The following is a 24856-nucleotide window of genomic DNA, read 5'->3' as shown; positions in this document are numbered from 1 at the left end:
CTGGCACAGAGCGGACATCAGAATATCGGCTATCCCCGACAAACGGATGGCTCTGGCGACAAAAACACTCACCTTCCCAGTGCCGCAACAATTGCCCCCTCCATTTTCTCGGGCGTAGTCATCGGTGCAAAGCGCTTGAGGGGTTTACCGTCACGCCCGACAAGGAACTTGGTAAAGTTCCACTTGATCCGCCCACCCAGCACGCCGGGCAATTCGTCTTTCAGATAACGAAAAATCGGATGTGCTGCGGCACCGTTGACCCCGACTTTCTCGAACATGGGAAAGCTGACGCCGTAGTTAATGTAACAGGTCTTTGAGATGTCGTCGGCACCGCCGGGTTCCTGCTTACCGAACTGGTTGCAGGGGAAGCCAAGCACCACCAGCCCTTGATCGGCGTATTTTTTGTACAGTGCTTCAAGCCCCGCATACTGTGGCGTAAAGCCGCACTGGCTGGCCGTATTAACAACCAGAATCACCTTACCCGCATAGTCGGCCATAGAGATAAGTTGCCCATCCAGACGGGTGGCGCTAAGTTCATGAAAATGGGTCATATTAGTGATTATGATCTCTTAGAAAAACGGTTAGCACATCCTTTGGAGGGGTTACACCCGTTTCTGAAAGCATCCATCCCACAGCGCCGCGATGATAGGTACCGTGAAACAGTACATGGTTGAGCATATCCGCCGCTTTCATTTCGCCATATCCGCCATCGACAAAACGGAATTTGATGATTTCAGAAAGTCCGGGCACGTCCATTGAGCCTGCGCGCGTAATATACCAGTCAGTGCATTCAGTCATCTTTTTCAGAAGCTCGTCTGCAGACGGCGTTTCCGGCGTATTCAACGCGGTGTATTGATGCGTTTGACCAGTAATATTTGCCCTGAAAATCATATCCACGACATAAACATGGTTCATAAGTCTGAGCATCAGATGGTGCTTTTCAGCATTTGCGGAAGTATCGACCCTCTGTATTGCTTGTAAGGTTTCCGTATCTGCCCAGCGTTTGAATTTGAATAACGTGACAATCGTGCCTGTGTCCATCGCCCCTCCGGATTAACAAAAAATTATCATATCAACAACTTTGTCAGGCCGGTATCACTTCCACTTCCGGCAACACACAGACGGTAATTCTGCTACCCGAAAAATTCCCTCACGGCAGGCTATTTGTGATACATTCCTGGCGCGTTAATGACCACCACACTCGCTATCAGGTATGCAGAACATAACAAAAAAAATTCACTGGCTTCTGCTTACTCTGCCACTCCTCAGCGGTTGTGGCACGCTCTCGCAAATGTCCTCCCCGGAAGGTACTCAGGAACTTCTCACTCATGATTCGCTGGATGGCGACGTTGACAGCGTGGTGCGTCACTACATGGCGCAAAAATCCGTTCCCGGGATGACGGTCGCGGTGATCCATAATCACGGCTCACCGCAGTTTTACACCTGGGGCGTAACCGATGCGGTCAATCGCTATCCGGTCAGGCCCGATACCCTGTTTGCGCTTGGCTCGCTCAGCAAAGGGATCACGGCGGAAGTGGTGGCTTGTCTGGTCAATGAAGGGCAACTGAACTGGAACGATAACCTGGCGACATTGCTTCCGCCGGGGACGCCGCTTAGCTCGGATGCACAAAAAATCACCCTGCTTGAACTGGTAACCCACACCTCCGGCCTGCCGCGTCAGAATATGGATGTTCCGATGCTTGGTAAATTCATCAGCTACTTAAGCACGGGCGATAATTTCTACGGTGAGCTGGATAGCGATAACGTGCTACGCTACCTCGCCGACTGGCGAGCGCCAAAGAATAAAGTGCCGCAATACTCCAATACCGGCTACGCCCTGATCGGCTATATCCTGAAACACAAAACCGGCGAAGATATCCAGAGTTTAGCCTCGCGCTATATTTTCCATCCGCTGCAAATGGCTAACAGCAGCTTTACGCCCCGGCAGCTAAAAGGGTATCCACAGCGGGCGCTTGGCCACGCGGGCGATCAGCCGAAGTTTATCCCGCGCGGGCAGCTCACCCCGGACTGGCATTTTTCCAACAACATGGTGGCGGCAGCGAGCTTATACAGTAACGCCGAAGATCTGGCGACCTATGCCCGCTATCATGTCTCAACGACCCACAATCCCCTGCTGGACAGCGTCTTTGCCGAAGTGAGAAATACCGATATTCAACGTCCCGACGGGGTACAGGGTATTGCCTGGACCACCGACTTTATCGGTCTGGAAAAAATCACCTATCAGGTCGGCTATATCGGCGGCTACTCCAGCTTTATCGGTTATGACAAAGAAAAAGGCAATGCGGTGGTGGTGCTGCAAAATACCTTTAACTGGAGTAATTACATTGGCATTGCGCTATTGATGGATATGGCGAAAAAAGACGGCCTTACCCCTGGTTCGCCGACTTCGGCCTCAAATTCTCGTCAAACGTCAGCCGTTTCCGTTCAGGCTCAACCTCGCGCAGCGGCTCGACCTGGTGCATAGTGAGCTTGCAGCGCTCCACCAGCACCTGATACTCCCGCGTGCCCTGCTGCTTCCAGGCCAGCTCCTGCTCGCTCAGCTCACGGATCGCCTTGGCCGGGCTGCCGATGATCAAATGGTTGGCAGGCATCTCCGCTTTGGCCTTCACGAACGCCGCCGCGCCGACAATGCTGTTTTCACCAATGACCGCCCCGTCCATCACCACCGCGTTCATGCCCACCAGCGCATTGCGGCGGATCACGCAGCCGTGAAGAATGGCGCTGTGGCCGATGTGTCCGTCCTCTTCCACCACCGTGTCCTGCTCCGGGAAGCCGTGCATCACGCAGTTATCCTGAATGTTCGCCCCGTCTTTCACCACGATACGGCCAAAATCACCGCGCAGGCTGGCATTGGGACCGACATAAACGCCTTTGCCCAGAATCACGTCGCCAATGAGCACCGCCGTTGGGTGAACATAGCTCTCGTCAGGCACGACCGGCGTCAGGCCGTCAATTTGATAAACAGGCATCTTCCCTCCTTATGCGCTTGTAAGACCACCAAAGCGTTGATAGTAGAGCGTGCCGGGCACGGGCAGTTCACCGACGGAGGTTTCGCCCTTCTCGCTGACAAACGCCAGCGCTCCCGGCGCGACACGCTGATAGATATTTATGCAGAGCTGTCGGGCGCTTTGCCCCGCCCAGTGCGCAGGCAGTAACTCTTCCGGCAGGAGCGGGTCCTTCAGCACCACGCGACGATAAAAATGAATCAGCAGCAGCTGGATCTGGAAACAGCGTTCCGGCGTCAGCTCCTCCGGCGCGGCCTCTTTCAACAGCGGCAGCAGCGGCCGGAACGAGTTGATAAACGACTCGTACATCGCGTTTTGCTCGGTTAACTGCCAGCACTCTTCTACGCGTGAACGCAGCGCGGCGCGTGAGAGCGCCAGCGGCGAGTGGGCTTCAAAGAAAATCACGTTTTCCGCCACGCCGGCATCGTGAAGCAGGGACTGCACGTCCGCCAGATGCTGCGACGGCGAGGCCATCAGGCTCGGCGCCAGCGTGCCAAACCCCTGCCAGATCAGCTGCTTTTTGACGTCGGCCAGGGTGGTTTTATCCAGCCCCTCGGAGAGCAGCAATAACCATTTGCCGTCCCAGGCGGGCAGCACTGCGCGATAAATCTTATTCTCCGCGCGACGCGTCAGGCGCAGCCCCTTATCGCTCAGGCGGTAAAAGCTGCGTCGCCCGATGCGCGAGACGTCCAGCCAGCCCTCTTTGTTGAGGCGAAACAGCGCGGTACGCACGAACCGTTCGCCAAACCCCATGCCTTCCAGTAAGGCAGCCAGGCTGCCGAGCCAAATCTCACCGCCGCGATGGGAAAGCGCGTCACCGTATAGCGAGGAGATAAGCGAGGTCCCGCTGACGGGAACGGAGCTGACCGCGTGCTGGATAAAGGCGTCGAGTTTATTCATGTGATTCATTCTGTTGTTATTTTTGTCCTGGATGAATCATAGCATAGGATTCTGGGATAGCCCGTCACCCTAACCCCCTCCCTTTGGAAGAGGGCCGGGGTGAGAGGAAACTTAGCCGTTGGCCGCAACTTTACGCAGGTCAAACACCCGGCAGGCTTTCCCCTCCGAGCGCGGGATGCTGCCGCAGTTCACGATCGTCACGTCGGTGGAAATCCCCACCATCGATTTAATGCGATGGCGCAGCTGGTGGCACACCTGGCAACGCTGCTCGTGCGTCAGCGTCAGGCTGCTCTCTTTCAGCTCCACCTTCACGGAAAGTGAATCAAGATGTCCGCGACGGTTCACCTCCAGCTGGTAGTGCGGAGAAAGGTGTTCGAACTTCACAATCTCCTCCTCCAGCTGCGACGGGAAGACGTTAACGCCGCGAATGATCAGCATATCGTCACTGCGGCCGCTGATGCGGTCCATACGGCGCATGCTGCGCGCGGTGGCCGGGAGAAGACGCGTCAGGTCGCGGGTGCGGTAGCGGATCACCGGCAGCGCCTCTTTGGTCAGCGTGGTGAACAGCAGTTCACCCTGCTGGCCGTCATCCAGCGGCGTGCCGTCGTTCGGGTTAACGATCTCCGGGTAGAAATGATCTTCCCAGATGGTCGGGCCGTCGACGGTTTCGATACACTCCATCGCCACGCCCGGCCCCATCACTTCGGAGAGGCCATAGATGTCCAGGGCCGTAATGCCTAAGCGTTTTTCAATTTCGCGGCGCATGGCCTGCGTCCACGGCTCGGCGCCGAAGACGCCCACGCGCAGGGAACAGCCGCTGGCATCGCCGCCCATCTGGCGCTCCAGCTCCTCAATCAGGTTGAGGCAGTAGGATGGCGTCACCATGATCATGTCCGGCTGGAAATCGCGGATCAGCTGCGCCTGTTTCTCCGTCTGGCCGCCGGACATCGGGATCACCGTCGCGCCTAAACGCTCGGCCCCGTAGTGCGCGCCCAGTCCGCCGGTAAACAGGCCGTAGCCATACGCCACGTGAATTTTGTCCTTCGCGCTGCCGCCCGCCGCGCGCAGGGAACGCGCCACCAGGTTGGCCCAGTTATCAATGTCGCCCTGCGTGTAGCCGACAACGGTCGGCTTGCCGGTGGTGCCGGATGAAGCGTGAATGCGCACCACCTGCTTTTCAATGTCGTACACGCCGGTCAGTTTGCCCTGGTGCATCACCCGCGCGGTGGCGGTGAGCGTGTCCCCGGCAAAGCCCGGACGCAGAAAGTCAATCGAGCAGCCTGAGGCTACCGCCGCCAGCCCCTGGCTGTTGCAGGCGTAGGCAAAAGCGGTGTCTGCCAGCGAAAACAGCTGTCCGCCGTGGCAGGTTTTATGGCCATTCAGCATCTGCGGGGTGATGGTCATGGTCACCACCGCGTAACCCTCGTCCATCTCGACAATGTCCATCCCCATCGCCTGCGCGCAGGCGTCCCGTTCGTACATGGCGCGGGCGTTATGCCAGGCGTTATGACTCATAGCTACTCTCCAGAAGCGCGCGCTGGCGCAGCAGTGAACAGGGGCGATAGCGCTCTTCACCGTAATGGCGCTGCAGGTTCTCCAGCAGCGTCAGCAGGCGCTGCCAGCCCAGGCGCTCGCCCCAGGCGATCGGCCCGCTCGGGTAGTTCACGCCCAGGCGCATGGCGGTATCAATGTCCTTCTCGCTGGCGACCCCTTTTTGCAGGGCATCCAGCGCCTCGTTGGCAATCATCGCCAGCGTCCGCCAGATCAGCAGGCCGGGATAATCGGCAATTTGCACTACCCGGAGCCCCTGCTGCTGCAGGTAGCGGATGGCTTTTTGCGTCGCGGTATGCGGGTTGCTGGCCGCGGCGGCAATGACCGCCACGTCGCGCTCAATGCGGTCGACCACCACCACCGGGCCGTTGAGCCGCAGCGCCAGCGCCTGCGCGGTCTCCCCCTGCGTTTCAATCAGGTACACATCATCAATTTCTGTGACACCGTCACGTCTTTTTTCCACGCGCATCGGGCTATAGCTGTCGTTCACCGCCTTGACCCACTGCACGTCGGGTTTGTCACCCTGCCAGTCGTAAACGCCCTTCCCGCTCTTTTTGCCCAGCCTGCCTGCCAGCACCAGCTCCTGCTGAACCAGCGAAGGCAGAAAACGACGCTCCTGCCAGAAGGCGTTAAAGACCGAGCAGGTCACCGCAAAGTTCACGTCCTGACCAATCATGTCGGTCAGCTCCAGCGGCCCCATCGGGAAGCCGCCGCCTTCGCGCAGAGCGGCGTCAATCACCTCCGGCGGGGCAACCTGTTCTTCCAGCGCGCGCCAGGCTTCGGAATAGAACGGACGGGCGACGCGATTGACGATGAACCCCGGCGTTGACTGGCAGCGAACGGGCTGTTTGCCCCAGTTCAGCGCCAGCTCGCACAGCGCGTCGGCCACTTCCGGAGAGGTCGCCAGCCCGCTGACCACCTCCACCAGCTTCATCACCGGCGCCGGGTTAAAGAAGTGCAGCCCTGCGACCCGCTCCGGGTGGTGGACGTCCGCCGCAATCGCCGTGACGGAGATGGACGAGGTATTGCTGGTCAGCACCGTCTGCGGCGGACAGATCTCAGCCAGCTGCGCAAACAGCGCCTTTTTCACCTCCAGCCGCTCTGAGGCCGCTTCAATCACCAGATCGGCCGCGGAGAGCGCCTCGATATCCGTGATGGGAAGCAGCCGGGCAAGGATCTGGCTCCCGGCATCGGCAGAGAGTTTTCCCCGCGTTACCCGGGAGGCCAGACGCTGGCGGATCCCGTCGATGGCGCGCGATATCGCATCGCTGGAGATGTCGTAGATCAGCACCGGATGACCGTGGCTGGCCGCCACTTCGGCAATGCCGGCGCCCATCGTGCCGCTGCCGATCACGGCGACAGTCCGTATGTTCAGCATCTTATTTCCCCGTAAAGTTCGGCGCGCGCTTTGCCAGGAAGGCGCTGACGCCCTCGCGGTAGTCGTCGCTGCGCCCGGCCAGGCGCTGATAGTCACGCTCCAGATCGAGCTGGGCGTCCAGGGTATTGGTTTCCGCAGCATTGATCGCCTGCTTGATCAGCCCCAGGCCGAAGGTCGGCTGCGACGCAAAATGCAGGGCCATCTGCTGCGCCGTAGTGGAGAGCTCTTCGTCATCGACCACCTGCCAGATCATGCCCCACGCTTGCGCCTGTTCGGCGCTGAGCTTGTCGCCGAGCAGCGCCAGCCCCATGGCGCGGGCGCGTCCGGCCACGCGCGGCAGCAGCCAGGTGCCGCCGCAGTCCGGCACCAGGCCGAGCTTGCTGAAGGCCATCACGAAGCTGGCGGAGCGCGCCGCAATCACCATGTCGCACCCGAGCGCCAGCGTGGCGCCAGCGCCCGCCGCCACGCCGTTAACGGCACAGATGACCGGCTTCGGCAGCTTTGCCAGGCGGCGCACGAGCGGGTTGTAGAAGGTTTCAACGGACATGCCCAGATCCGGCGCCGGGCCGTTAGGGTCGACGTTGCGGTCGTTGAGGTCCTGACCGGCGCAAAAGCCGCGTCCAGCCCCGGTGATCAGCAGGCAGCGGATAGTGTCATCGCGCTCGGCCTGTTTCAGGCACTCGGCCAGCTGCTGGTGCATCACGTCGTTAAAGCTGTTCAGACGCTCCGGACGGTTCAGCGTAAGGGTCATCACGCCCTGTTCTACATGACTGAGAATACATTCCAAAATTAGCGTCCTTTAAAGTCGGGGGTGCGTTTTTGTAAGAAGGCGTCGATGCCTTCCCGGCGGTCTTCGGTGGCAGAAAGCAGCGTAAACAGCTGGCGCTCCTGCGCCAGCCCGGCCTGGAGCGGCACCTCCTGGGACTGCCGCAGCGCCTGTTTGGCCGCCTGCAGCGCCAGCGGGGAGTGGCGCGCCATCAGGGCCGCCTGCTTCAGGGCATATTCCAGCGTCAGCGCCGCCGGGAAAACGTCGCTCACCAGTCCGGCGTTCAGCGCCTGCCCGGCGGAAATGCTCTCGCCGGTCAGCACCATTTTGCTGGCCAGGGATTTCCCGACGCTGCGGATAAGACGCTGGGTGCCGCCCGCGCCGGGCATGATGCCGAGCGTGATTTCCGGCAGGCCGAAACGGGCGTTGTCACCGGCAATCACCACGTCGCACAGCAGCGCCAGCTCGCAGCCCGCGCCCAGCGCGAAGCCATTTACGGCGGCGATCAGCGGTTTAGGAAACGCGTTGATTCGCGCCCACAGCTGCGGGCGAATATCGTTCAGAGTGGCAGGCAGGTCTTTCTCCGCCATTTCGTTGAGATCGGCCCCGGCGGCAAAGCAGCGCTCGCTGCCGTAAATCACGCAGACGGCGATGTCGGCATCCACAGCGGCGGCCTCAAGCTGTTCCGTAAGCTGGGTCAACAGCGCGTTGTTGAGGGCGTTGCGCGCCGCCGGACGGTTTAGCGTCAGCTGCAGCACGCGGCCATGACGGGTAACAATCAGTTCGCTCATGCCATCCCCTTCGCGTCAAAGTCGACAATCACGTCGGCGGTTAACGGCAGCGACTGGCAGCTCAGCACATACCCGGCGGCCAGCTCGTCAGGCTCCAGGCTGTAGTTGGTTGCCATGTCCACCTTGCCGCGCAGCACTTTGCATTTGCAGGTGGCGCAGACGCCGCCCTTGCAGGCATACGGCAGATCCGCCCCCTGACGCAGGGCGGCATCCAGAATGCTTTCGTCGTCCGCCGTCAGGGTGATTTCACGGTCGCGCCCGTCCTGGCGAACGGTCACTTTCTGTCCTTCTGCCTGCACGTGCGCCGCGCGCTTAACGGTGATTCCGGAGGTGTTAAAGCGCTCAAGGTGAATGGATTTCTCCGGCATCCCCAGCGCCTTCAGCGTGGCTTCCGCGTCGTCCATCATTGCAGACGGGCCGCAGATAAACGCCTCGTCATACTGGCGGAAGTTGATCAGGGTTTTCGCCAGCGCCTGCAGCTTTTCCCCGTCGATGCGGCCATAGAGCAGGTCGCTGTCCAGCCGCTCCTGGCTGAAGATGGAGAGCAGCTGCAGCCGCTGCGGGTATTTGTCCTTCAGGTCCGCCAGCGCCTGGCGGAACATCATGCTCTGGCTGCTGCGGTTGCCGTAGATCAAGGTGAAATGGCTGTTGGGTTCGGTCGCAAGCGTCGCGGAGATAATCGCCAGCATCGGGGTGATCCCGGAGCCTGCCGCAATCGCCAGGTAGTGGCCTTCGCGTTCGGCCTGTGGCTGGTAGCCAAACTGCCCCTGAGGAACCATCACCTCCAGCGCCATGCCCGCTTTGATCTCATCCCGGGCATAGCGGGAGAAGCGCCCGCCGTCGATGGCTTTGACCGCCACGCTGATTTCGCCCGGAGCGGTACTCCGGCAGATGGAGTAGCAGCGGCGCAGCTCGTCTCCGCCAAGCGTCGTTTTTAACGTCAGGTGCTGGCCGGGACGGAAGCGGTAGGCCTCCTGCAGGGCCTGCGGCACCGCAAAGGTGATGGTCACCGCGTCGCGGGTTTCGGGTTCCACTTTTGCCACTGTTAATGAATGAAACGTTGTCATGGCAGCCTCAAATACATTTGAAATAGTCGAAGGGCTCACGGCAGGAATTGCAGCGGTAGAGCGCTTTGCAGGCCGTCGAGCCAAATTCACTGATAAGCGCGGTGTCGGTGCTGGCGCAGCGCGGGCAGCTCACCTCCACCGGGGCGTGCGCGTGACAGCTATGCCCCACCGGCGGACTGATGCCGTACGCCCGCAGGCGCTCACGCGCGTCGGGGGTCATCCAGTCGGTGGTCCAGGCGGGTTCAAGCTGGAGCACAATGTGCACCGGGGTAAAGCCGTGCGCGGTCATCGCCTCGCGGATCGCCCCCAGCAGGTGTTCCGTTGCCGGGCAGCCCGAGTAGGTGGGCGTGAAGCCGATAACCCAGCCTTCACCCTGCGCCTTCACGCTGCGCACCATGCCTAAATCGGTGATGGTTAACACCGGCACTTCCGGGTCCGGGATCTGGCTGAGCAGCGCCCAGATCTGCGGGATTTGCGCAGGCGCGATGTCGACGAGGCGTTGCATAGCGTTCTCCTTTACCACTGCTGACCGGGATACGCGCGCTGGAGATACTGCATTTCCGCCAGCATCGGGCCCAGATGTTCGGTATGCAGCCCCTGCTTGCCCCCGGTGCGGTACGCCACCTCGGCGGGCACCTGCAGGCAGGCTTCATTCAGACCGGCATACACTTCGCTTTCCCACGGCTGACGCAGGAGGCGCGGGTCAACCGCCACGCCGGACTCAATCAGCTCCCGCTCGACGTCATCGGCTTCAAACAGCTCCGCCGTAAAACGCCACAGGCTGTCGATGGCCTGCTGCATTTTTTGCGCAGACGTTTCTGTCCCGTCGCCCAGCCGCACCAGCCAGCCGCGGCTGAAGCGCAGGTGGTAGCGCGCCTCTTTAATCGCCTTGGCGGCAATGGCGGCAAGCTGGCCGTCGCGGCTTTGGGTCAGGCGTTCATACAGCGCCACGTTCCAGGCATCCATCAGGTACTGGCGGGCAATGGTGTCGGCGAAGCCGCCGTTCGGCTGCTCCACCAGCAGGACGTTGCGGAACTGGCGCTCGTCGCGGCCAAACGCCAGCGTGTCCTCATCGCCCTGGCCTTCCCGCTCCGCGGCATAGGTCAGGAAATTACGCGCCTGGCCCAGCAGATCGAGGCCGATATTGGCGAGCGCGAGATCGATTTCTAGCTCCGGCGCGTGGCCGCACCAGGCGCCGAGACGCTGAGAAAGCACCAGACCGTTGTCGCCCAGACGCAGGGCATAGGCAGTCACTGAATTCATTCTTTGCCTCACATATGCTCGATGCCGTCAGGGATCGTGTAGAACGTCGGGTGGCGGTAAACCTTGCTTTCCGCCGGGTCGAAGAACTCGCCGCGCTCTTCCGGCTGGGAGGCGACAATCTCGCTCGCCTTAACCACCCAGATAGAACAGCCTTCGCTGCGGCGGGTGTAGGCATCACGCGCATTTTCCAGCGCCATGCGATCGTCGGCGGCATGCAGACTGCCCACGTGACGGTGGGACAACCCCTGTTTGCTGCGTACGAACACTTCGTACAGCGGCCAGTAGACATTGCTCATGGTTATTTCCTCTTAAGCGGCCTGACGGGCGCGTTGTTTTTCGGCGTGCGCCAGCGCGGCTTCCCGCACCCACGCGCCCTCTTCCCAGGCTTTACGTTTCGCGGCCAGGCGTTCGTGGTTGCAGATGCCGCGCCCGTTAATGACCTCGTCAAACTCGTGCCAGTCAATCTCGCCGAAGCGATAATGACCGCGCTCTTCCTCAAAATGCAGGTCGGGATCGGGCACCGTCATGCCCAGCATCTCCACCTGCGGCACCGTGTTGTCGACAAAGCGCTGGCGCAGCTCGTCGTTGCCAAAGCGTTTGATTTTCCACGCCAGGCTGCGGGCGCTGTTCGGCGAATTGTCGTCGTTCGGTCCGAACATCATCAGCGCCGGCCACCAGAAGCGGTTGATGGCGTCCTGCAGCATTTGGCGCTGAGCCTCGCTGCCCTGCGCCAGCGCCATGCAGGCTTCAAAGCCCTGACGCTGGTGGAAGCTCTCTTCTTTACAGATTTTCACCATCGCGCGGGCATACGGACCGTAGGAGGTGCGGCACAGCGCCACCTGGTTGACGATGGCGGCGCCGTCCACCAGCCAGCCGATCACGCCGATATCGGCCCAGCTCAGGGTCGGATAGTTGAAGATGGAGGAGTATTTCATCTTGCCGTCGAGCATCTTCTGGTAGATGTCTTCCCGCGCGCAGCCCAGCGTTTCCGCCGCGCTGTAGAGGTAAAGCCCGTGTCCGGCTTCGTCCTGCACCTTCGCCAGCAGGATCGCTTTTCGGCGCAGCGTCGGGGCGCGGGTGATCCAGTTCCCTTCCGGCAGCATGCCGACAATTTCGGAGTGCGCATGCTGGCCAATCTGCCGGATCAACGTCTTACGGTAGGCGTCAGGCATCCAGTCCTGAGGCTCAATCGCCGTCTCCTGCGCTATGCGCTGCTCAAACCGTTGTTCTTGCGTCACGTCATCACCTTTATGATTCGTTAGTTTGCAAATTAAAGCGTAATGTTGAATCACTTTGTTTTTTAAAAGTTACACAAAGGTTAAATATAACCCCAAGAATTGTTTGCTTGTTTTGTGATGCTGCTCGCAAGGCTTTTGCTGAAAGCCTTGATAAGCGGGCCTTGGTATTCTCTGATTCATCCATCCAGATCACATCGTTAACAATTCATTAAAAACTCAGCTTGATTTTTATGATTCACGATCAAACTATTAATGGGTAAACCACGTAACATTTGGAGATAAGCGATGCAGCAGTTAGCCAGCTTCTTGTCCGGCGCCTGGCAGTCTGGCCGGGGCCGCGAACGCACTATTCATCACGCCATCAGTGGCGAAGCGCTGTGGAGCGTGACCAGCGAAGGGCTAGACATGGCGGCCGCCCGTCGCTATGCGATTGAGCGCGGCGGCGAAGCGCTTCACGCGATGACCTTTATCGAACGCGCAGCCATGCTGAAGGCGGTGGCAAAGCATCTGTTTAACGAGAAAGAGACGTTTTATGCCCTGTCCGCCCAGACCGGGGCGACGAAAGCAGACAGCTGGGTCGATATCGAAGGCGGCATCGGCACCCTCTTCACTTACGCCAGCCTGGGCAGCCGCGAGCTGCCGGATGACACCGTGTGGCCGGAAGACGAGCCGATCCCGCTGTCGAAAGAAGGCGGCTTTGCCGCGCGTCACGTCCTGACCTCGAAGTCCGGCGTGGCGGTGCACATCAACGCCTTTAACTTCCCCTGCTGGGGAATGCTGGAAAAACTGGCCCCGACCTGGCTTGCGGGCATGCCCGCCATCATCAAACCTGCCACCGCTACCGCGCAGGTGACGCAGGCGATGGTGAAGTCCATCGTCGACAGCGGGCTGGTGCCGGACGGCGCTATCAGCCTGATCTGCGGCGGCGCGGGCGATCTGCTCGACCGGCTCGACAGCCAGGACGTGGTCACCTTTACCGGCTCCGCCAGCACCGGGCAAAGCCTGCGCGTGCACCCGAATATTGTGGCGAATGCCATTCCGTTCACGATGGAAGCCGACTCCCTGAACTGCTGCGTGCTGGGGGAAGACGTCACGCCGGAGCAGCCGGAATTTGCCCTGTTCATTCGGGAAGTGGTGCGCGAGATGACCGCCAAAGCCGGGCAGAAATGTACGGCCATTCGCCGCATTATCGTCCCGCAGAGCCAGATTGACGCCGTGAGCCAGGCGCTGGTTGCCCGGCTGGAAAAGGTAGTGGTGGGCGACCCGGCACAGGCAGGGGTAAAGATGGGCGCTCTGGTCAACGCCGAACAGCGCGCGGACGTGCAGGAGAAAGTGGATAACCTGATCGCCGCAGGCTGCCAGGTCCGCCTGGGCGGCAAAGCGGATTTGCAGGCCGCGGGCGCGTTCTTCCCGCCGACCCTGCTGTTCTGCCCGCAGCCGGATGAAACCCCTGCCGTCCACGCAACGGAGGCTTTCGGGCCGGTCGCGACCCTGATGCCGTATCGCAACGCACAGCACGCAATGCAGCTTGCCCGCGCGGGTGGCGGCAGCCTGGCAGGCACGCTGGTCACCGCAGACCTGGACATTGCCCGCCAGTTTATTCTCGGCGCGGCGCGCGCCCACGGGCGTATTCAGATCCTCAACGAGGAAGCCTCGAAAGAATCCACCGGCCACGGTTCCCCTCTGCCACAGCTAGTGCACGGCGGTCCCGGACGTGCGGGCGGCGGCGAAGAGCTGGGTGGCCTGCGCGCGGTGAAGCACTACCTGCAGCGCACCGCGATTCAGGGCAGCCCGACGATGCTGGCGGCCATCGGCAAGCAGTGGGTGCGTGGCGCAGCGGTGCAGGAAGATCGCGTGCATCCGTTCCGCAAATACTTTGAGGAGCTGCAGCCGGGCGACAGCCTGCTGACGCCGCGCCGCACCCTGACGGAAGCGGACATCGTGAATTTTGCCTGCCTGAGCGGCGACCACTTTTACGCCCATATGGACAAGATCGGCGCGGCAGAGTCGATCTTTGGCGAGCGCGTGGTGCACGGCTACTTCCTGATTTCCGCCGCGGCAGGGCTGTTCGTTGATGCGGGCGTTGGGCCTGTCATTGCCAACTACGGCATGGAAAACCTGCGCTTTATCGAGCCGGTTAAACCGGGCGATACCATTCAGGTGCGTCTGACCTGCAAGCGTAAAACGCTGAAGAAACAGCGCACCGCCGAGGAAAAACCAACCGGCGTGGTGGAATGGGCGGTTGAGATCTACAACCAGCACCAGCAGGCCGTGGCGCTCTACTCCATCCTGACGCTGGTGGCGCGCCAGCAGGGGGATTTCTGACCCCCTCCCTTCACCGCCTTTCCTGCCGGGTGGCGCGATGCTTACCCGGCCTACGACGACCAGCCGGGGTGTGACATCGCCCCGCTCTTTTTTTAACCTGGCAAGACTGGCAAATAATCTGGCAGATGCAGGCAAACGCTTTTCTCAGGCGCCTGTCAGGATAGGACTGTCACAACACTATAAACACAACAAGATGAGGTCTACGATGGGAAGCAATTCTTCTTTTTCTGCCCGTAGAACGGCGCTGGCTATGGCCGTTGCGCTGTGTTGCGCCTGGCAATCCCCTGTTTTCGCCCACGGCAGCGAGGCGCATATGGTCCCGATGGACAAAACGCTGCAGGACTTTGGCGCCGACGTTCAGTGGGATGATTACGCACAGATGTTTACCATTGCGAAAGACGGCGCCTTTGTGAAGGTCAAACCGGGCGCTAAAACCGCCATCGTCAACGGGAAAACCCTCAAGCTCGAGGTGCCGGTGGTGATGAAAGGCAAGAAAGCCTTTATCTCTGACAGCTTCATCAATGATGTTTTCCAGTCCGGTCTTGACCAGACTTTCCAGGTTGAAAAACGCCCTCACCCGCTGAACGCGCTGACGGCGGACGAAATTAAGCAAGCCGTTGAGATTGTCAAAGCCTCGGCGGATTTTAAACCGAATACCCGCTTTACCCAGATTGCCATTGCTGAGCCAGAGAAAGCCAAAGTGTGGGACTTTGTGCTTAACGGTACGGCTGTGGATGCCCCGCGTCAGGCAAAGATTGTGATGCTCGATGGCAAGCGCGTTATCGAAAGCGTGGTGGATCTGAAGGATAAAAAAATCCTGCGCTGGGAGCCGGTGAAAGACGCGCACGGCATGGTGCTGCTGGATGATTTCACTGCGGTGCAGCAGATCGTTAACGAGAGCACGGAGTTTGCCGAGGTGCTTAAAAAACACGGCATCACCGACCCGAAAAAAGTGATTACCACGCCGCTGACCGTCGGCTATTTCGACGGCAAAGACGGCCTGAAGCAGGAAGATCGCCTGCTGAAGGTGGTGAGCTATCTCGACGTCGGCGACGGCAACTACTGGGCGCACCCGATTGAAAACCTGGTGGCCGTGGTCGATCTTGAGCAGAAGAAAATCCAGAAGATTGAGGAAGGTGCCGTTGTTCCGGTTCCGATGACGCCGCGCCCCTACGATGGCCGCGACCGTATAGAGACGCCGAAAAAACCGCTCGACATCATTGAGCCGGAAGGCAAGAACTACACCATTACCGGCGATATGGTGCACTGGCAGAACTGGGACTTCCACCTGAGCCTGGACTCCCGCGTCGGCCCGATGATTTCAACCGTCACGTATAACGACAACGGCAAAAAACGCCAGATTATGTATCAGGGGTCGCTCGGCGGCATGATCGTTCCTTACGGCGATCCGGACGTGGGCTGGTACTTCAAGGCCTATCTTGATTCCGGCGACTACGGCATGGGCACCCTGACCTCGCCGCTGGTGCGCGGGAAAGACGTGCCGTCCAACGCGGTGATGCTCAACGAAACTATCCCGGACTACACCGGCGCGCCGATGGAGATCCCGCGCGCGATTGCGATTTTCGAACGCTACGCGGGGCCGGAATATAAGCATCAGGAGATGGGCCAGCCTAACGTCAGCACCGAGCGCCGCGAACTGGTGGTGCGCTGGGTGAGTACTGTGGGCAATTACGATTACATCTTCGACTGGGTGTTCCATGAAAATGGCACCATCGGCATTGATGCCGGCGCGACGGGTATCGAGGCGGTGAAAGGCGTGCAGGCGAAAACCATGCACGACGCCACCGCCAAAGACGATACAAAATACGGCACGCTGATCGACCACAACATCGTGGGCACCACGCACCAGCACATCTACAACTTCCGTCTTGATATGGACGTGGACGGCATCAACAACAAGCTGGTGGCGATGGATCCGGAAGTGAAGCCGAATACCGCCGGGGGCCCGCGCACCAGCACCATGCAGATTAATCAGTACGATATTGATACCGAGCAGCAGGCGGCGCAGAAGTTCGACCCGGGCACGATTCGACTGCTGAGCAACACCAGTAAAGAGAACCGCATGGGCAACCCGGTCTCGTACCAGATCATCCCTTACGCGGGCGGCACGCACCCGGTGGCGACCGGCGCGAAATTTGCCCCGGACGAGTGGATTTACCATCGCCTGAGCTTTATGGACAAACAGCTGTGGGTGACTCGTTACCATCCGGATGAACTCTACCCGGAAGGGAAATTCCCGAACCGCTCCATCCACGACACTGGCCTTGGGCAGTACAGCAAGGATAACGAGTCGCTGAACGATCAGGATGACGTGGTCTGGATGACCACCGGCACCACCCACGTGGCGCGCGCGGAGGAGTGGCCGATCATGCCGACGGAATGGGTGCATACCCTGCTTAAACCGTGGAATTTCTTCGACGAGACGCCAACGCTCGGGAAGAAAAAAGACGAAAAATAACCATCCGCCGGGCAATTGCCCGGTTTTTTTTGCCCTGGCGTTTGAGGATCGTCCTGGCTTGCTTATAGTTACTGATATCTCACCTGCATGATTTATCCCCCGGACGGGAAAGGGCTTTATGGAAAAAAGAAAAAAACCGACGCTTGAACGGGCAACCTGGCCAACGCGCCAGGCCATGGTCATGCATGGACTGGCGATGAACCTGCCGTGGCTGGCCTTCGTCAATATCAGCTTCGCCGTGATGATTCTGCTGCGACACGTTCTGCTTAAGGCCAGCGATCCCCTTTATCCCCACTCGCCGCAGCTGACGAGAATCGTCGATGCCTCCATGCTCGGTATTATCATCCTCTCGGCTGCGCTGATCCTTATGGCCTGGCGGCGCATCGCCGGCATCAGCGTGGTGTTGTTTATCTGCAGCGCCATCTGGTCGGTCTCCTGCTTCTGGTTTATCACCCAGCTGCTGCTCCCGCACGTCTGGCCGCTGTGCGTTATTCTGTTACTCGCCGGTTTGACGGCGCTCTATTTCTACCCTGAAGGGCTGCTCGCCTTTGTGCTCCCGCTCTGGATCACCCTGCCGATAGCAAGCTGGATACGAAACGATGGTCTCAACCTTCACTTCGTTGTTATCTGGAGCGTCTTTACGCTGATCCTGATCTGCGGGCGTTTTATTCTGCTGAGCTGGTTTGACGAAGCCTGGCGACGTAACCAGCAGAATCAGCTGCTGATTTCGCGGCTGGATGCGCTGGCGCATCAGGACCCGTTAACCAAAACCGCCAATCGACGGAAAATGGAGGTGGTGCTGGAGAACGCGGTTGAGCAGAAGAAGCCCTTCTCGCTGATTATGCTGGATATCGACTACTTCAAGCGCTACAACGACACCTACGGGCACCAGGCGGGTGACGACTGTCTGACGCGCGTGGCGCGCGTGCTTAAGCAGTCGGTGCGCACACCTGAGGATGTGGTGTCACGCTACGGCGGCGAAGAGTTTCTGGTGATTCTGTTTAATTGCCCGGAGAACATCGCTGAAAAGGTCGCCCTGCGTATCCAGGACGGCCTTCGCGCAGAGGCCATACCGCACGGCGCCTCGACGGTCAGCGACCATGTCACCGTGAGCATGGGGATTGCGGGGATGGCGGGGGGACTCGCGGGCACCGAGATTATCGCCCGCGCCGATGCGGCGCTGTATCGGGCGAAAGAGGCCGGGCGGGATCGGTGGTCGCTGTAGATAAAAGCCGGGTGGCGCTGCGCTTACCCGGCCTACGGTTCGAGTCGTTGTAGGCCGGGTAAGGCGTAGCCGTCACCCGGCTTGCTTTTTAATACCGCACGCACACCGACTTGGTTTCACACCAGCCGTCCAGCCAGTCCGGACCGAAGTCACGCCCTGTCCCGGACTGCTTCATCCCGCCGAACGGCAGGTTGGCGTCGATCAGCGTATGGCTGTTCACCCACACGGTGCCCGCCTGCAGCCTGTCGGTATACTCCAGCGCCTTGCTGATATTCTGCGTCCAGACGCTGGCCGTCAGGCCATATTCGGTGTCGTTTGCCAGCTGGAGCGCCTCTTCCCCGTCGGCGACGCGTACCAGGTTGACCACCGGACCGAACACTTCTTCGCGGGTGAGCCGCAGCGAGGCATCCGGGTTCACCACCAGCGTCGGCGACACGTAATAGCCTTTGCCCTCCGGACCACGGTTACCGACGATCAGCTCCGCGTTGCGCGACGTCGCCTCATCAAGGAAGGACTGCACCTTGTCGCAGTGCGCACGCGACACCAGCGGGTTGATAAAGGCCTCCGGCGACATGCCCGGCCCGACGCTCAGGGATTTCACCGCCTGTTCGAACCCGCTCACCAGCGTGTCAAACAGCGGGGCTTCAATATAGATGCGTGAGCTCGCCGCGCACACTTGCCCCTGGTTCAGGAAGCTGCCGGTCATTAATCCTTCTATCACCCACGCGGGGTCCGCATCCTTGAGCACAATTGCCGGGTTTTTCCCGCCGAGCTCGAGGGTCACCCCGGTGAGCGTGTCCGCCGCCGCGCGGGCAATTTGCTTACCCGTCGCCGTTGAGCCGGTAAAGCTCACCTTCGCAATATGCGGGTGCGAGGTCAGCGCTGCGCCACATACCGCGCCGCTGCCGGTCACCACGTTGAACACCCCGTCCGGGATGCCCGCTTCACTGGCGAGTTCCGCCACGCGCAGCAGGGTCAGCGGCGTGGTTTCCGACGGCTTAATGACGATAGAGCAGCCCGCGGCCAGCGCTGGCATCACTTTCCACATGCCAATCATCAGCGGGAAGTTCCAGGGCACAATTCCGGCCACCACGCCAACCGGCTCTTTACGCGTCCACGCCTGATAGCGTGCCCCCTGGGGTAGCGGGATGGAGAGATCGAGGGTTTTGCCCGCAATTTTGGTGGTCAGCCCGGCGGTATAGCGCATCCAGTTCAGGGTGCAGCCGACTTCAAAGGCACGGGAGATGTTGATGGACTTGCCCTGCTCCAGCGTTTCAAGCTGAGCCAGCTCCTCGCCGTGCTGTTCGACGAGATCGGCGAAATGGAGCAGGATCCGCTCGCGCTCCGCCGGGAGCTTTCCGGCCCAGGTACGGGCCACAAAGGCGCGCCAGCCGGACATGACGGCACGATCAACGTCGTCGACGCTGGCATCGGCAGTTGAGGCAATCACCTCGCCCGTGGCCGGGTTGTAGACATTAAGCCGCTTTTCACTGTCCGACGCGGCCTGACGCCCTTCAATCCACAGGCCATGCTGTCGGTCTAAAAATTGTTGCACGGCAGGCTGAATAGCCACCAGTGATTCAGACATAGGATACTCCTTCGTTATTCTTCGCAGGGTGTTCATCCAGTCTAAGAGGGGTTTTGCATTCTCGCTTTTGTCTCTGTGACATTCGCTTTGCCACCTGTGACAGGCGCCGCAAATCGCGATAATTGCCGCTTATATCGCTGTTACCGGTGAGTGTTCTTTCCTATAGTCAGCCTCATAGCTCTGACAAAATGCAACACAAATGCAACAATGCGAAAACGTTGACGGTGCAGTGAGAGAAACGATGGCGTGTGCAAGCGAGCAGGAACAGTATCAGCAGTGGCTGGCGCAAATTAACCAGGTTTGCGGGCGTTTTAACGCGCAGCCCACCGGGGGCAGATTCTACGGCGAGCTGGAGACCAGCTATGCGCGCAGCCTGAAGCTCAGCACCGTCACCGCCGGCGGTGTCAACCTGTTCCGCTCCCGTGAGGAGATCAAACAGAGTAACGATGCCTGGTTCTATACCGTGTTTCAGCTCGAAGGCAGCGCGGAGATTGAGCAGGATGACCGTCGCGCGGTACTCAGAACCGGGGATATCACGCTGATTGACGCCTCACGCCCCTGCTCGATCAACTGGCAGGAAAAATCCCGCCAGATTTCGCTCCTGGTTCCCCGTCAGATTATTGAGCAGCAGTGCCGTTTTCAGGAGATAAGCTGCGCCACCGCTCTTTCCCGCACGCTGCCCACGGTACAGCTAAGCCATCGCCTGTTGATGGAGAGCATGAGCAATGCCAGCCTGAGTGACCGGGAGAGCGAAGCGGCGCTCGAAGCGATGATTTGCCTGCTGCGCCCCGCTTTCCAGCAGCGCGAAATCATTCAGCCGCGTAAGGAGCGCCAGTTCCAGCATGTGGTGGCGCTGATTGACGACCATATTCAGTCTGAATCGCTGCGCCCGGAATGGATTGCCGCCGAAAGCGGTATGTCCGTGCGCAGCCTTTACCGTATGTTTGCCGAGAAGGGGCTGGTGGTTGCGCAGTACATTAAAAACCGCCGCCTGGATCGCTGCGCGGAGGTGCTGCGCGCAGCCGGTGATGACGAAAAGCTGGCGGGGATTGGCTACAGCTGGGGGTTCACCGACCATAGCCATTTTTCAACGGCGTTTAAGCAGCGCTTTGGCGTTTCGCCGGGTGAATACCGCAAGCGCTACCGCTAGCTATTTTTTGAGCCACTTTCCGTTAATGCCCTTCACGTACTCGCCCGGCTGGGCGCGAGCAACCAGTTTTTGCCCTGCCATTTTGGCCACTTCATCGACCGGCAAATTATTGCTGTCAGCCAGCTTCTGGTAGCTTTCCGTGCGCGCCGCGTTGATGCGATTGACCAGCGCCAGCGTTTCGGCATCCTGTTGAATCGGGGCCAGATAACCGCTGAGGGTTTCCCCCACGCGCCCCTGGGCCCGGGCATCGTTGAGGGTGAGCGTAGCCGCCTGTACGTTCATCCCCAGCGCCAGCAAAATCAGAGCTACTCGTTTCATGGCATCCTCAGAACAGATCGCTGCGCGATTTCAGCAGGGTTTCAACGTCTTTATCGACCTTAATGTGGATCTCATGTTCGATTTTGACATTCATGTTGATGGTAATCGGCTCCTTTGGCGCAGCGACTTCAATGCGCGGCGTACAGCCGGACAGTAGCGCGGCAACGGCAACGGTGAGCGCACCAGCCATCTTTTTCATTGTTATTCCTCACTTTCCTTGCCAGTCGAACTGCGGAGACCGGGTATCGCCGCGTGTTGCTCAAACCAGGTTTGCAGGTTGTCTCCAAAACGCAGGCTGCGCCAGAGGGTAAAGACATTCTCGTCATGGGTATAGTTCAGGTTGACGGAGCTGCTTTTGCCATCGACCCGGCTGGTCCCCTTGATGGTCGCCTGCATGGTTAATTCCCCCAGGTTATCTAAATTGATTCTCGTCCACGAACGCGAAATTTCCATATAGCGGAGCCAGTTAATCGCGGCGCCCGCGACCATATTGTCTTTCACGATGGCGTCGGCCGTATCTTTGTCGATGCGCAGCGTCATTGGCCCCGGGTTGGTCAGCCAGCCATCCTTAATGATCCATTTTTCGTTGTCCAGCCAGAACGGCAGCGCCCCGCTGACCGGCCCCGACATGGCGAACTGTTTCGGATTGACGGCGCTAATCAGCTCGCTCGAGGAGATATTGTCCACCCGCAGCAGAGCCGGATCGTGCTGCGGCATTCGCAGCTGCTGCATGGTGATCTTCCCGCCGAGGGTTTCCACCTTCACGTTGGTGAGCAGCAGCGGATTGTCCTCCGTCCAGGGATAATCGCCCTGTAAATCCGCGGTAATGTTGCGCGCGGTCACCAGGTTTACCACTTCACCGATGCGCAACGTGACCGGACCGCGCGTGCCCAGAGACCAGGTGCCCTCGCTGAAGCGGAACGGCAGCACAAAATCGACGCCGTTAATCTGGTTGTCGGGCATCCAGGCGCTGCCGGATTTCAGCACCCCGTGCCCGCCCGCTTCAAAGCCCTGATCGGCCGCCGCCGAGAAGGCGACCTGCGCATAAAGCGCCCCGTCGCGCAGCGTCATTTTCCAGTCCGGCGGAATAAGCGGCTGGAATACGGTGAGGGACTGTTTCGGCCACCAGGCCTGCCCGCGAAGGCGCACGCCATCCCAGCGTCCGTTCACCTGTACCGGGCCGATGTTGTCCGCATGGAGGTCACCCTTAAACTGAAAAATCGTCGGGTCGGTGCCGTCGACGCTGAAGGTCAGGACCGAGGGCGGCAACACGCTGCCGCCGGAGAAACGGGTTTGCCCTGCGTTGAGCGATAACGCCCCACTGAAGGTTGGTTTTTCGGCATCGCGCAGCCAGCGTACAGGCCGATCCAGCACCAGACGCGGCGTGCTGACCTCCATCGTACCGTACTGAAGCTTGTCAAAGCCGGTGGAGAGCGCCGTCAGCTCAATAAGGTTGTCGCGCCACTCGCCTTTCCCGGCGACATCCCAGCGGGCATGCATCGGCGTAAAGCCGCCTTTGCCCCAGTAGCGCCACTGCCACAGGCCGTTATCGGGTAAAAAGTCGTTGGCCTGACCGTCCAGGTGGAGTTCAAAATCCCCCATCTCGTTTTCATGGGCGCGCAGAATCGCCTGTAAACGACCGTCCACCCCCTTCCGGGTGAGCTTCACGCACGCCAGCGGCCAGCGGATTTCATCGATATCGAGCGAGTCAATGATGCGCCCGCGCGAGCGAAGCAGCGCGCCCGGCTCAAAGGCGAGCTGCGGTTCATACAGGCTGCCGGTCAGTTTTGCCGGTAACTTGGCGTAAAGAATGAGATCGTTTTGCTTCGCCTCGCCGCTCAGGTGCAGGGGCATGTCGCTGTTTTCCATGCTGAGCCTGCCGGGCCCAATATTCAGTACCGCGTTGCCTTTACCCGCATCGCCTTGCGTCAAGACGTTCAGTCGTCCGGTCAGGGTGGCTTTCTCCAGCCCCTGCTGCCAGTTGTCGGCGCGAAGGGACACCCGCCCGCTCAGTGGCATACCCGAGAGATCCCAGTTCCAGCGCCCGTCGCTGATGTTGAGCTGTTGCGCCGTGATCTGCCACGGCAGGTCGAGAAGCGGATCGGGGTTGTCTCTCGCCATCACCACCAGCTGTCCCTGATTGTCTTCCCAGTCGAGATCGGCATCGACCAGAGACGTTAACTGTGGCACGTTAAAGGTCGCCACCGCGTGGCCTTTCACCGGCACGCCGTCCGGCACCAGCGGCAGGGTAAACTCGCCCACCAGCTTAATCGGCTGCGGCTGATCCGGGAGCTGAACATCGAACTGGCTGACCGAGAGCGTCTGACCGCGAAGCGTGCCTTTAATGCTGACCTGCTCGCCTTTATAGGCGATCTCCTGGCTGGAGGGGGTTAGCGACGCCTGCAGCTCGCCCTGCCACTGCAGCCAGGGCGACAGCGTCAGGCGGTGAATCGTGAGCCAGGTATTGGGTAACACAGCCTGCCATTGTGCCAGCGTTTTCGGGGCGACCGTTGAGGGCGCCGACTGGGGAATTTTGCTCAGGCAGACGGTGTTAAGATCCAGCGCGCCGATATCCAGCTTCCAGCGGCTGGGGTGTGACAGCGTCACGTTATCGATGCGGGCAATTTCGCAGTCTTCCACCAGATAGCGAAGATCGGGGATCACCAGCGCGCGGCGAGTCAGTTTCGGACTCTCTTCGAACGCGATGCGCGTCCCGACGGGAAGCCAGATCCCGGCGAGCGTCGGTACCCACTGAGCGAGCGTCATCAGCAGCGTCAGCGGCAACAATATGAACAGCAGTAAAAGCGCAAGAGCGGCTTTGTATTTACCCTTCATGGGCAGTTAATATCCTGATTTAGCGAAAGAATTAAGCCGGCAGTGCCGATCATTGTCGCATGTTTAGCGGTTGAGTTGAAGTTGACGCCAAGTTAAGAATAGATGCTGTAATAGTAAGCGGTAATTTTTTTGCTATGCGTAACCTAAAGAATATAGTTTCGGTTCAATTGGTTACGCATAAGTTCAAGAATAATCGCAGAGCAGATTTGCGACATTAATACCTATTCCGTGGCATTGCCAGCAGGTAAAGCATGGCGAATATCAATGACCCCCAATACACCGAGTCGTACCGCCAGGGATCAAAATCAATATGTAAAAAACCGCTAACAAACTCATAGCCGTTGGCAAAAACGTTAATTTGAATGGCTGCGATGGCTATCACAAATAGCGTATAGGCAATGAACAGAGGATATTTATGAAGCCTGTTGACCTTGAGTTTCCCGAGGTACAACAAGAAAAAAACGACAATAGATACAATAAAATAGCATACGGCAGGTAGAATCGGTGGGGTTAATGACAACTCGAATTGTTCCGACATAATTAATTCTCTTTAGCTATCTGGTACATCTGCCAACCTGTGACGCTTCCACTGGTTAAATCCAGAGCCATCGCTGTTTTAGAAGCCTCTTGCCATCCTCTGATATAATCAGATTCAATGTTGCGAAACAGACTCCAGGATTTTTCTCGGGGAGCCAGTACTCTCCTGCCCGCGCCATAGGCTGATAAAGAGATATCAACTACTCCATAGACAATATCAGCTTCATTATTCCCATAGCCGAGTTTCGCTGCTACGTAACGATAAGCATCTCTTAGCGTGCCAGACCGATCTTCACGATAAAGAAGATAGTATCCATTTTCATACATGTTGTTTAGCCCATGAGTAATCATAGGTGCACCATACGCAGCACAGGCCAGACCCAGCGAACCGACGCATAAACTAGCGCCCCCATACACTT

At 59.3% G+C, this 24856-nt stretch carries 24 protein-coding genes and 2 pseudogenes; 5 read left to right on the top strand and 21 right to left on the bottom strand.

Annotation, left to right across the window (positions count from 1 at the left end; translation table 11 throughout):
• Positions 1–68: 68 nt before the first annotated feature.
• Positions 69–551: a glutathione peroxidase gene (locus ACVCAM_RS23820; protein WP_447093706.1), complete on the bottom strand. Its 483-nt coding sequence runs from the start codon at positions 549–551 to the stop codon at positions 69–71.
• Position 552: 1 nt separating this feature from the next.
• Positions 553–1041: a DinB family protein gene (locus tag ACVCAM_RS23815; protein WP_320737683.1), complete on the bottom strand. Its 489-nt coding sequence runs from the start codon at positions 1039–1041 to the stop codon at positions 553–555.
• 172 nt (positions 1042–1213) lie between these two features.
• On the opposite strand from ACVCAM_RS23815, the gene ACVCAM_RS23810 reads away from it, so the two are divergent.
• Positions 1214–2485, top strand: coding sequence for a serine hydrolase domain-containing protein (locus ACVCAM_RS23810; RefSeq protein ID WP_407223313.1), 1272 nt, complete (start codon positions 1214–1216; stop codon positions 2483–2485).
• Here ACVCAM_RS23810 and paaY read toward each other — a convergent pair.
• The 13 genes and pseudogenes from paaY to ACVCAM_RS23745 form a co-directional block, all read right to left on the bottom strand.
• On the bottom strand, positions 2388–2990 hold the full coding sequence (paaY, locus tag ACVCAM_RS23805; RefSeq protein WP_045335928.1) for a phenylacetic acid degradation protein PaaY: 603 nt from the start codon (positions 2988–2990) through the stop codon (positions 2388–2390). The genes ACVCAM_RS23810 and paaY overlap by 98 nt on opposite strands.
• A 9-nt stretch (positions 2991–2999) precedes the next feature.
• The gene (paaX, locus tag ACVCAM_RS23800) at positions 3000–3935 is read right to left on the bottom strand and encodes a phenylacetic acid degradation operon negative regulatory protein PaaX (protein ID WP_447093705.1); all 936 of its coding nucleotides are present in this window, start codon (positions 3933–3935) and stop codon (positions 3000–3002) included.
• 102 nt (positions 3936–4037) lie between these two features.
• Positions 4038–5102, bottom strand: a pseudogene (locus ACVCAM_RS23795) (AMP-binding protein); the annotation flags it as partial.
• Positions 5097–5441 (bottom strand): annotated as a pseudogene (gene paaI, locus ACVCAM_RS23790) (hydroxyphenylacetyl-CoA thioesterase PaaI); the annotation flags it as partial. The pseudogenes paaI and ACVCAM_RS23795, both read right to left, overlap by 6 nt.
• Positions 5431–6855, bottom strand: a complete 1425-nt coding sequence (gene paaH, locus ACVCAM_RS23785; RefSeq protein WP_407223312.1) for a 3-hydroxyacyl-CoA dehydrogenase PaaH — start codon at positions 6853–6855, stop codon at positions 5431–5433. The gene paaH and the pseudogene paaI, both read right to left, overlap by 11 nt.
• Before the next feature lies 1 nt (position 6856).
• Positions 6857–7645 (bottom strand): 2-(1,2-epoxy-1,2-dihydrophenyl)acetyl-CoA isomerase PaaG, encoded by a 789-nt coding sequence (gene paaG / locus ACVCAM_RS23780; RefSeq protein WP_407223797.1) that lies wholly within the window; start codon positions 7643–7645, stop codon positions 6857–6859.
• Positions 7645–8412 carry a 2,3-dehydroadipyl-CoA hydratase PaaF gene (gene paaF / locus ACVCAM_RS23775; protein WP_095442543.1) on the bottom strand — a complete coding sequence of 256 codons (768 nt, stop codon included), beginning with the start codon at positions 8410–8412 and terminating at the stop codon, positions 7645–7647. The genes paaG and paaF overlap by 1 nt, the downstream gene beginning before the upstream one ends.
• Entirely contained in the window at positions 8409–9479 is a 1071-nt protein-coding gene (gene paaE / locus ACVCAM_RS23770; RefSeq protein WP_126349133.1) for a 1,2-phenylacetyl-CoA epoxidase subunit PaaE, read from the bottom strand. Before paaE ends, paaF begins: the two co-directional genes overlap by 4 nt.
• A 7-nt stretch (positions 9480–9486) precedes the next feature.
• Positions 9487–9984 (bottom strand): 1,2-phenylacetyl-CoA epoxidase subunit PaaD, encoded by a 498-nt coding sequence (paaD, locus tag ACVCAM_RS23765; protein ID WP_008502378.1) that lies wholly within the window; start codon positions 9982–9984, stop codon positions 9487–9489.
• Between the two features lie 11 nt (positions 9985–9995).
• Positions 9996–10742 (bottom strand): 1,2-phenylacetyl-CoA epoxidase subunit PaaC, encoded by a 747-nt coding sequence (paaC, locus tag ACVCAM_RS23760; protein WP_165556798.1) that lies wholly within the window; start codon positions 10740–10742, stop codon positions 9996–9998.
• Positions 10743–10750: 8 nt separating this feature from the next.
• Complete coding sequence (gene paaB, locus ACVCAM_RS23755) at positions 10751–11038, bottom strand: 1,2-phenylacetyl-CoA epoxidase subunit PaaB (RefSeq protein WP_008502380.1); 288 nt, start codon at positions 11036–11038, stop codon at positions 10751–10753.
• A 12-nt stretch (positions 11039–11050) separates the two neighbouring features.
• Positions 11051–11980 (bottom strand): 1,2-phenylacetyl-CoA epoxidase subunit PaaA, encoded by a 930-nt coding sequence (gene paaA, locus ACVCAM_RS23750; RefSeq protein ID WP_407223311.1) that lies wholly within the window; start codon positions 11978–11980, stop codon positions 11051–11053.
• Positions 11981–11990: 10 nt separating this feature from the next.
• The gene (locus tag ACVCAM_RS23745; RefSeq protein ID WP_165556388.1) at positions 11991–12164 is read right to left on the bottom strand and encodes a hypothetical protein; all 174 of its coding nucleotides are present in this window, start codon (positions 12162–12164) and stop codon (positions 11991–11993) included.
• Between the two features lie 101 nt (positions 12165–12265).
• Here ACVCAM_RS23745 and paaZ point away from each other — a divergent pair, with 101 nt between their 5' ends.
• The 3 genes from paaZ to ACVCAM_RS23730 all read left to right on the top strand — a co-directional run bounded on the left by paaZ (position 12266) and on the right by ACVCAM_RS23730 (position 18009).
• On the top strand, positions 12266–14305 hold the full coding sequence (gene paaZ, locus ACVCAM_RS23740) for a phenylacetic acid degradation bifunctional protein PaaZ (protein WP_407223310.1): 2040 nt from the start codon (positions 12266–12268) through the stop codon (positions 14303–14305).
• Positions 14306–14510: 205 nt separating this feature from the next.
• Complete coding sequence (gene tynA / locus ACVCAM_RS23735; protein WP_045416158.1) at positions 14511–16784, top strand: primary-amine oxidase; 2274 nt, start codon at positions 14511–14513, stop codon at positions 16782–16784.
• 118 nt (positions 16785–16902) lie between these two features.
• The gene (locus ACVCAM_RS23730) at positions 16903–18009 is read left to right on the top strand and encodes a GGDEF domain-containing protein (protein ID WP_023344047.1); all 1107 of its coding nucleotides are present in this window, start codon (positions 16903–16905) and stop codon (positions 18007–18009) included.
• 88 nt (positions 18010–18097) lie between these two features.
• Here ACVCAM_RS23730 and ACVCAM_RS23725 read toward each other — a convergent pair whose 3' ends face one another.
• A complete protein-coding gene (locus ACVCAM_RS23725) occupies positions 18098–19597 on the bottom strand; it encodes an aldehyde dehydrogenase family protein (protein ID WP_023327362.1) in 1500 nt (499 codons plus the stop codon).
• 241 nt (positions 19598–19838) lie between these two features.
• On the opposite strand from ACVCAM_RS23725, the gene feaR reads away from it, so the two are divergent.
• Positions 19839–20747: a transcriptional regulator FeaR gene (gene feaR / locus ACVCAM_RS23720; RefSeq protein WP_021241324.1), complete on the top strand. Its 909-nt coding sequence runs from the start codon at positions 19839–19841 to the stop codon at positions 20745–20747.
• On the opposite strand, the gene ACVCAM_RS23715 is transcribed toward feaR, so the two are convergent.
• The 5 genes from ACVCAM_RS23715 to ACVCAM_RS23695 all read right to left on the bottom strand — a co-directional run.
• Complete coding sequence (locus ACVCAM_RS23715) at positions 20748–21065, bottom strand: YdbL family protein (RefSeq protein WP_008502387.1); 318 nt, start codon at positions 21063–21065, stop codon at positions 20748–20750.
• A 7-nt stretch (positions 21066–21072) separates the two neighbouring features.
• Positions 21073–21264: a YnbE family lipoprotein gene (locus ACVCAM_RS23710; protein WP_008502388.1), complete on the bottom strand. Its 192-nt coding sequence runs from the start codon at positions 21262–21264 to the stop codon at positions 21073–21075.
• 2 nt (positions 21265–21266) lie between these two features.
• On the bottom strand, positions 21267–23900 hold the full coding sequence (locus ACVCAM_RS23705) for a YdbH family protein (protein ID WP_447093704.1): 2634 nt from the start codon (positions 23898–23900) through the stop codon (positions 21267–21269).
• Between the two features lie 214 nt (positions 23901–24114).
• Positions 24115–24438 carry a hypothetical protein gene (locus tag ACVCAM_RS23700; protein WP_008502390.1) on the bottom strand — a complete coding sequence of 108 codons (324 nt, stop codon included), beginning with the start codon at positions 24436–24438 and terminating at the stop codon, positions 24115–24117.
• Positions 24439–24440: 2 nt separating this feature from the next.
• Positions 24441–24856, bottom strand: a 416-nt coding sequence (locus tag ACVCAM_RS23695; protein WP_447093703.1) for a DUF4225 domain-containing protein, incomplete at its 5' end; no start/stop codon positions are given.

The organism is Enterobacter sp. CFEC122, assembly GCF_052983755.1.
This window is presented reverse-complemented; position numbering and strand designations above follow the sequence as displayed.

Excerpts from the sequence above, each read along its gene's own strand:
- ACVCAM_RS23700 (WP_008502390.1), bottom strand. The coding sequence starts at position 24,438 with ATGTCGGAACAATTCGAGTTGTCATTAACCCCACCGATTCTACCTGCC.
- feaR (WP_021241324.1), top strand. The coding sequence starts at position 19,839 with ATGGCGTGTGCAAGCGAGCAGGAACAGTATCAGCAGTGGCTGGCGCAA.
- paaF (WP_095442543.1), bottom strand. The coding sequence starts at position 8,412 with ATGAGCGAACTGATTGTTACCCGTCATGGCCGCGTGCTGCAGCTGACG.
- ACVCAM_RS23745 (WP_165556388.1), bottom strand. The coding sequence starts at position 12,164 with ATGGATGAATCAGAGAATACCAAGGCCCGCTTATCAAGGCTTTCAGCA.
- paaC (WP_165556798.1), bottom strand. The coding sequence starts at position 10,742 with ATGAATTCAGTGACTGCCTATGCCCTGCGTCTGGGCGACAACGGTCTG.
- ACVCAM_RS23725 (WP_023327362.1), bottom strand. The coding sequence starts at position 19,597 with ATGTCTGAATCACTGGTGGCTATTCAGCCTGCCGTGCAACAATTTTTA.
- ACVCAM_RS23815 (WP_320737683.1), bottom strand. The coding sequence starts at position 1,041 with ATGGACACAGGCACGATTGTCACGTTATTCAAATTCAAACGCTGGGCA.
- ACVCAM_RS23705 (WP_447093704.1), bottom strand. The coding sequence starts at position 23,900 with ATGAAGGGTAAATACAAAGCCGCTCTTGCGCTTTTACTGCTGTTCATA.
- paaZ (WP_407223310.1), top strand. The coding sequence starts at position 12,266 with ATGCAGCAGTTAGCCAGCTTCTTGTCCGGCGCCTGGCAGTCTGGCCGG.
- ACVCAM_RS23820 (WP_447093706.1), bottom strand. The coding sequence starts at position 551 with ATGACCCATTTTCATGAACTTAGCGCCACCCGTCTGGATGGGCAACTT.
- ACVCAM_RS23730 (WP_023344047.1), top strand. The coding sequence starts at position 16,903 with ATGGAAAAAAGAAAAAAACCGACGCTTGAACGGGCAACCTGGCCAACG.
- paaD (WP_008502378.1), bottom strand. The coding sequence starts at position 9,984 with ATGCAACGCCTCGTCGACATCGCGCCTGCGCAAATCCCGCAGATCTGG.
- ACVCAM_RS23715 (WP_008502387.1), bottom strand. The coding sequence starts at position 21,065 with ATGAAACGAGTAGCTCTGATTTTGCTGGCGCTGGGGATGAACGTACAG.
- paaY (WP_045335928.1), bottom strand. The coding sequence starts at position 2,990 with ATGCCTGTTTATCAAATTGACGGCCTGACGCCGGTCGTGCCTGACGAG.
- paaB (WP_008502380.1), bottom strand. The coding sequence starts at position 11,038 with ATGAGCAATGTCTACTGGCCGCTGTACGAAGTGTTCGTACGCAGCAAA.
- tynA (WP_045416158.1), top strand. The coding sequence starts at position 14,511 with ATGGGAAGCAATTCTTCTTTTTCTGCCCGTAGAACGGCGCTGGCTATG.
- paaE (WP_126349133.1), bottom strand. The coding sequence starts at position 9,479 with ATGACAACGTTTCATTCATTAACAGTGGCAAAAGTGGAACCCGAAACC.
- paaH (WP_407223312.1), bottom strand. The coding sequence starts at position 6,855 with ATGCTGAACATACGGACTGTCGCCGTGATCGGCAGCGGCACGATGGGC.
- paaX (WP_447093705.1), bottom strand. The coding sequence starts at position 3,935 with ATGAATCACATGAATAAACTCGACGCCTTTATCCAGCACGCGGTCAGC.
- ACVCAM_RS23810 (WP_407223313.1), top strand. The coding sequence starts at position 1,214 with ATGCAGAACATAACAAAAAAAATTCACTGGCTTCTGCTTACTCTGCCA.
- ACVCAM_RS23710 (WP_008502388.1), bottom strand. The coding sequence starts at position 21,264 with ATGAAAAAGATGGCTGGTGCGCTCACCGTTGCCGTTGCCGCGCTACTG.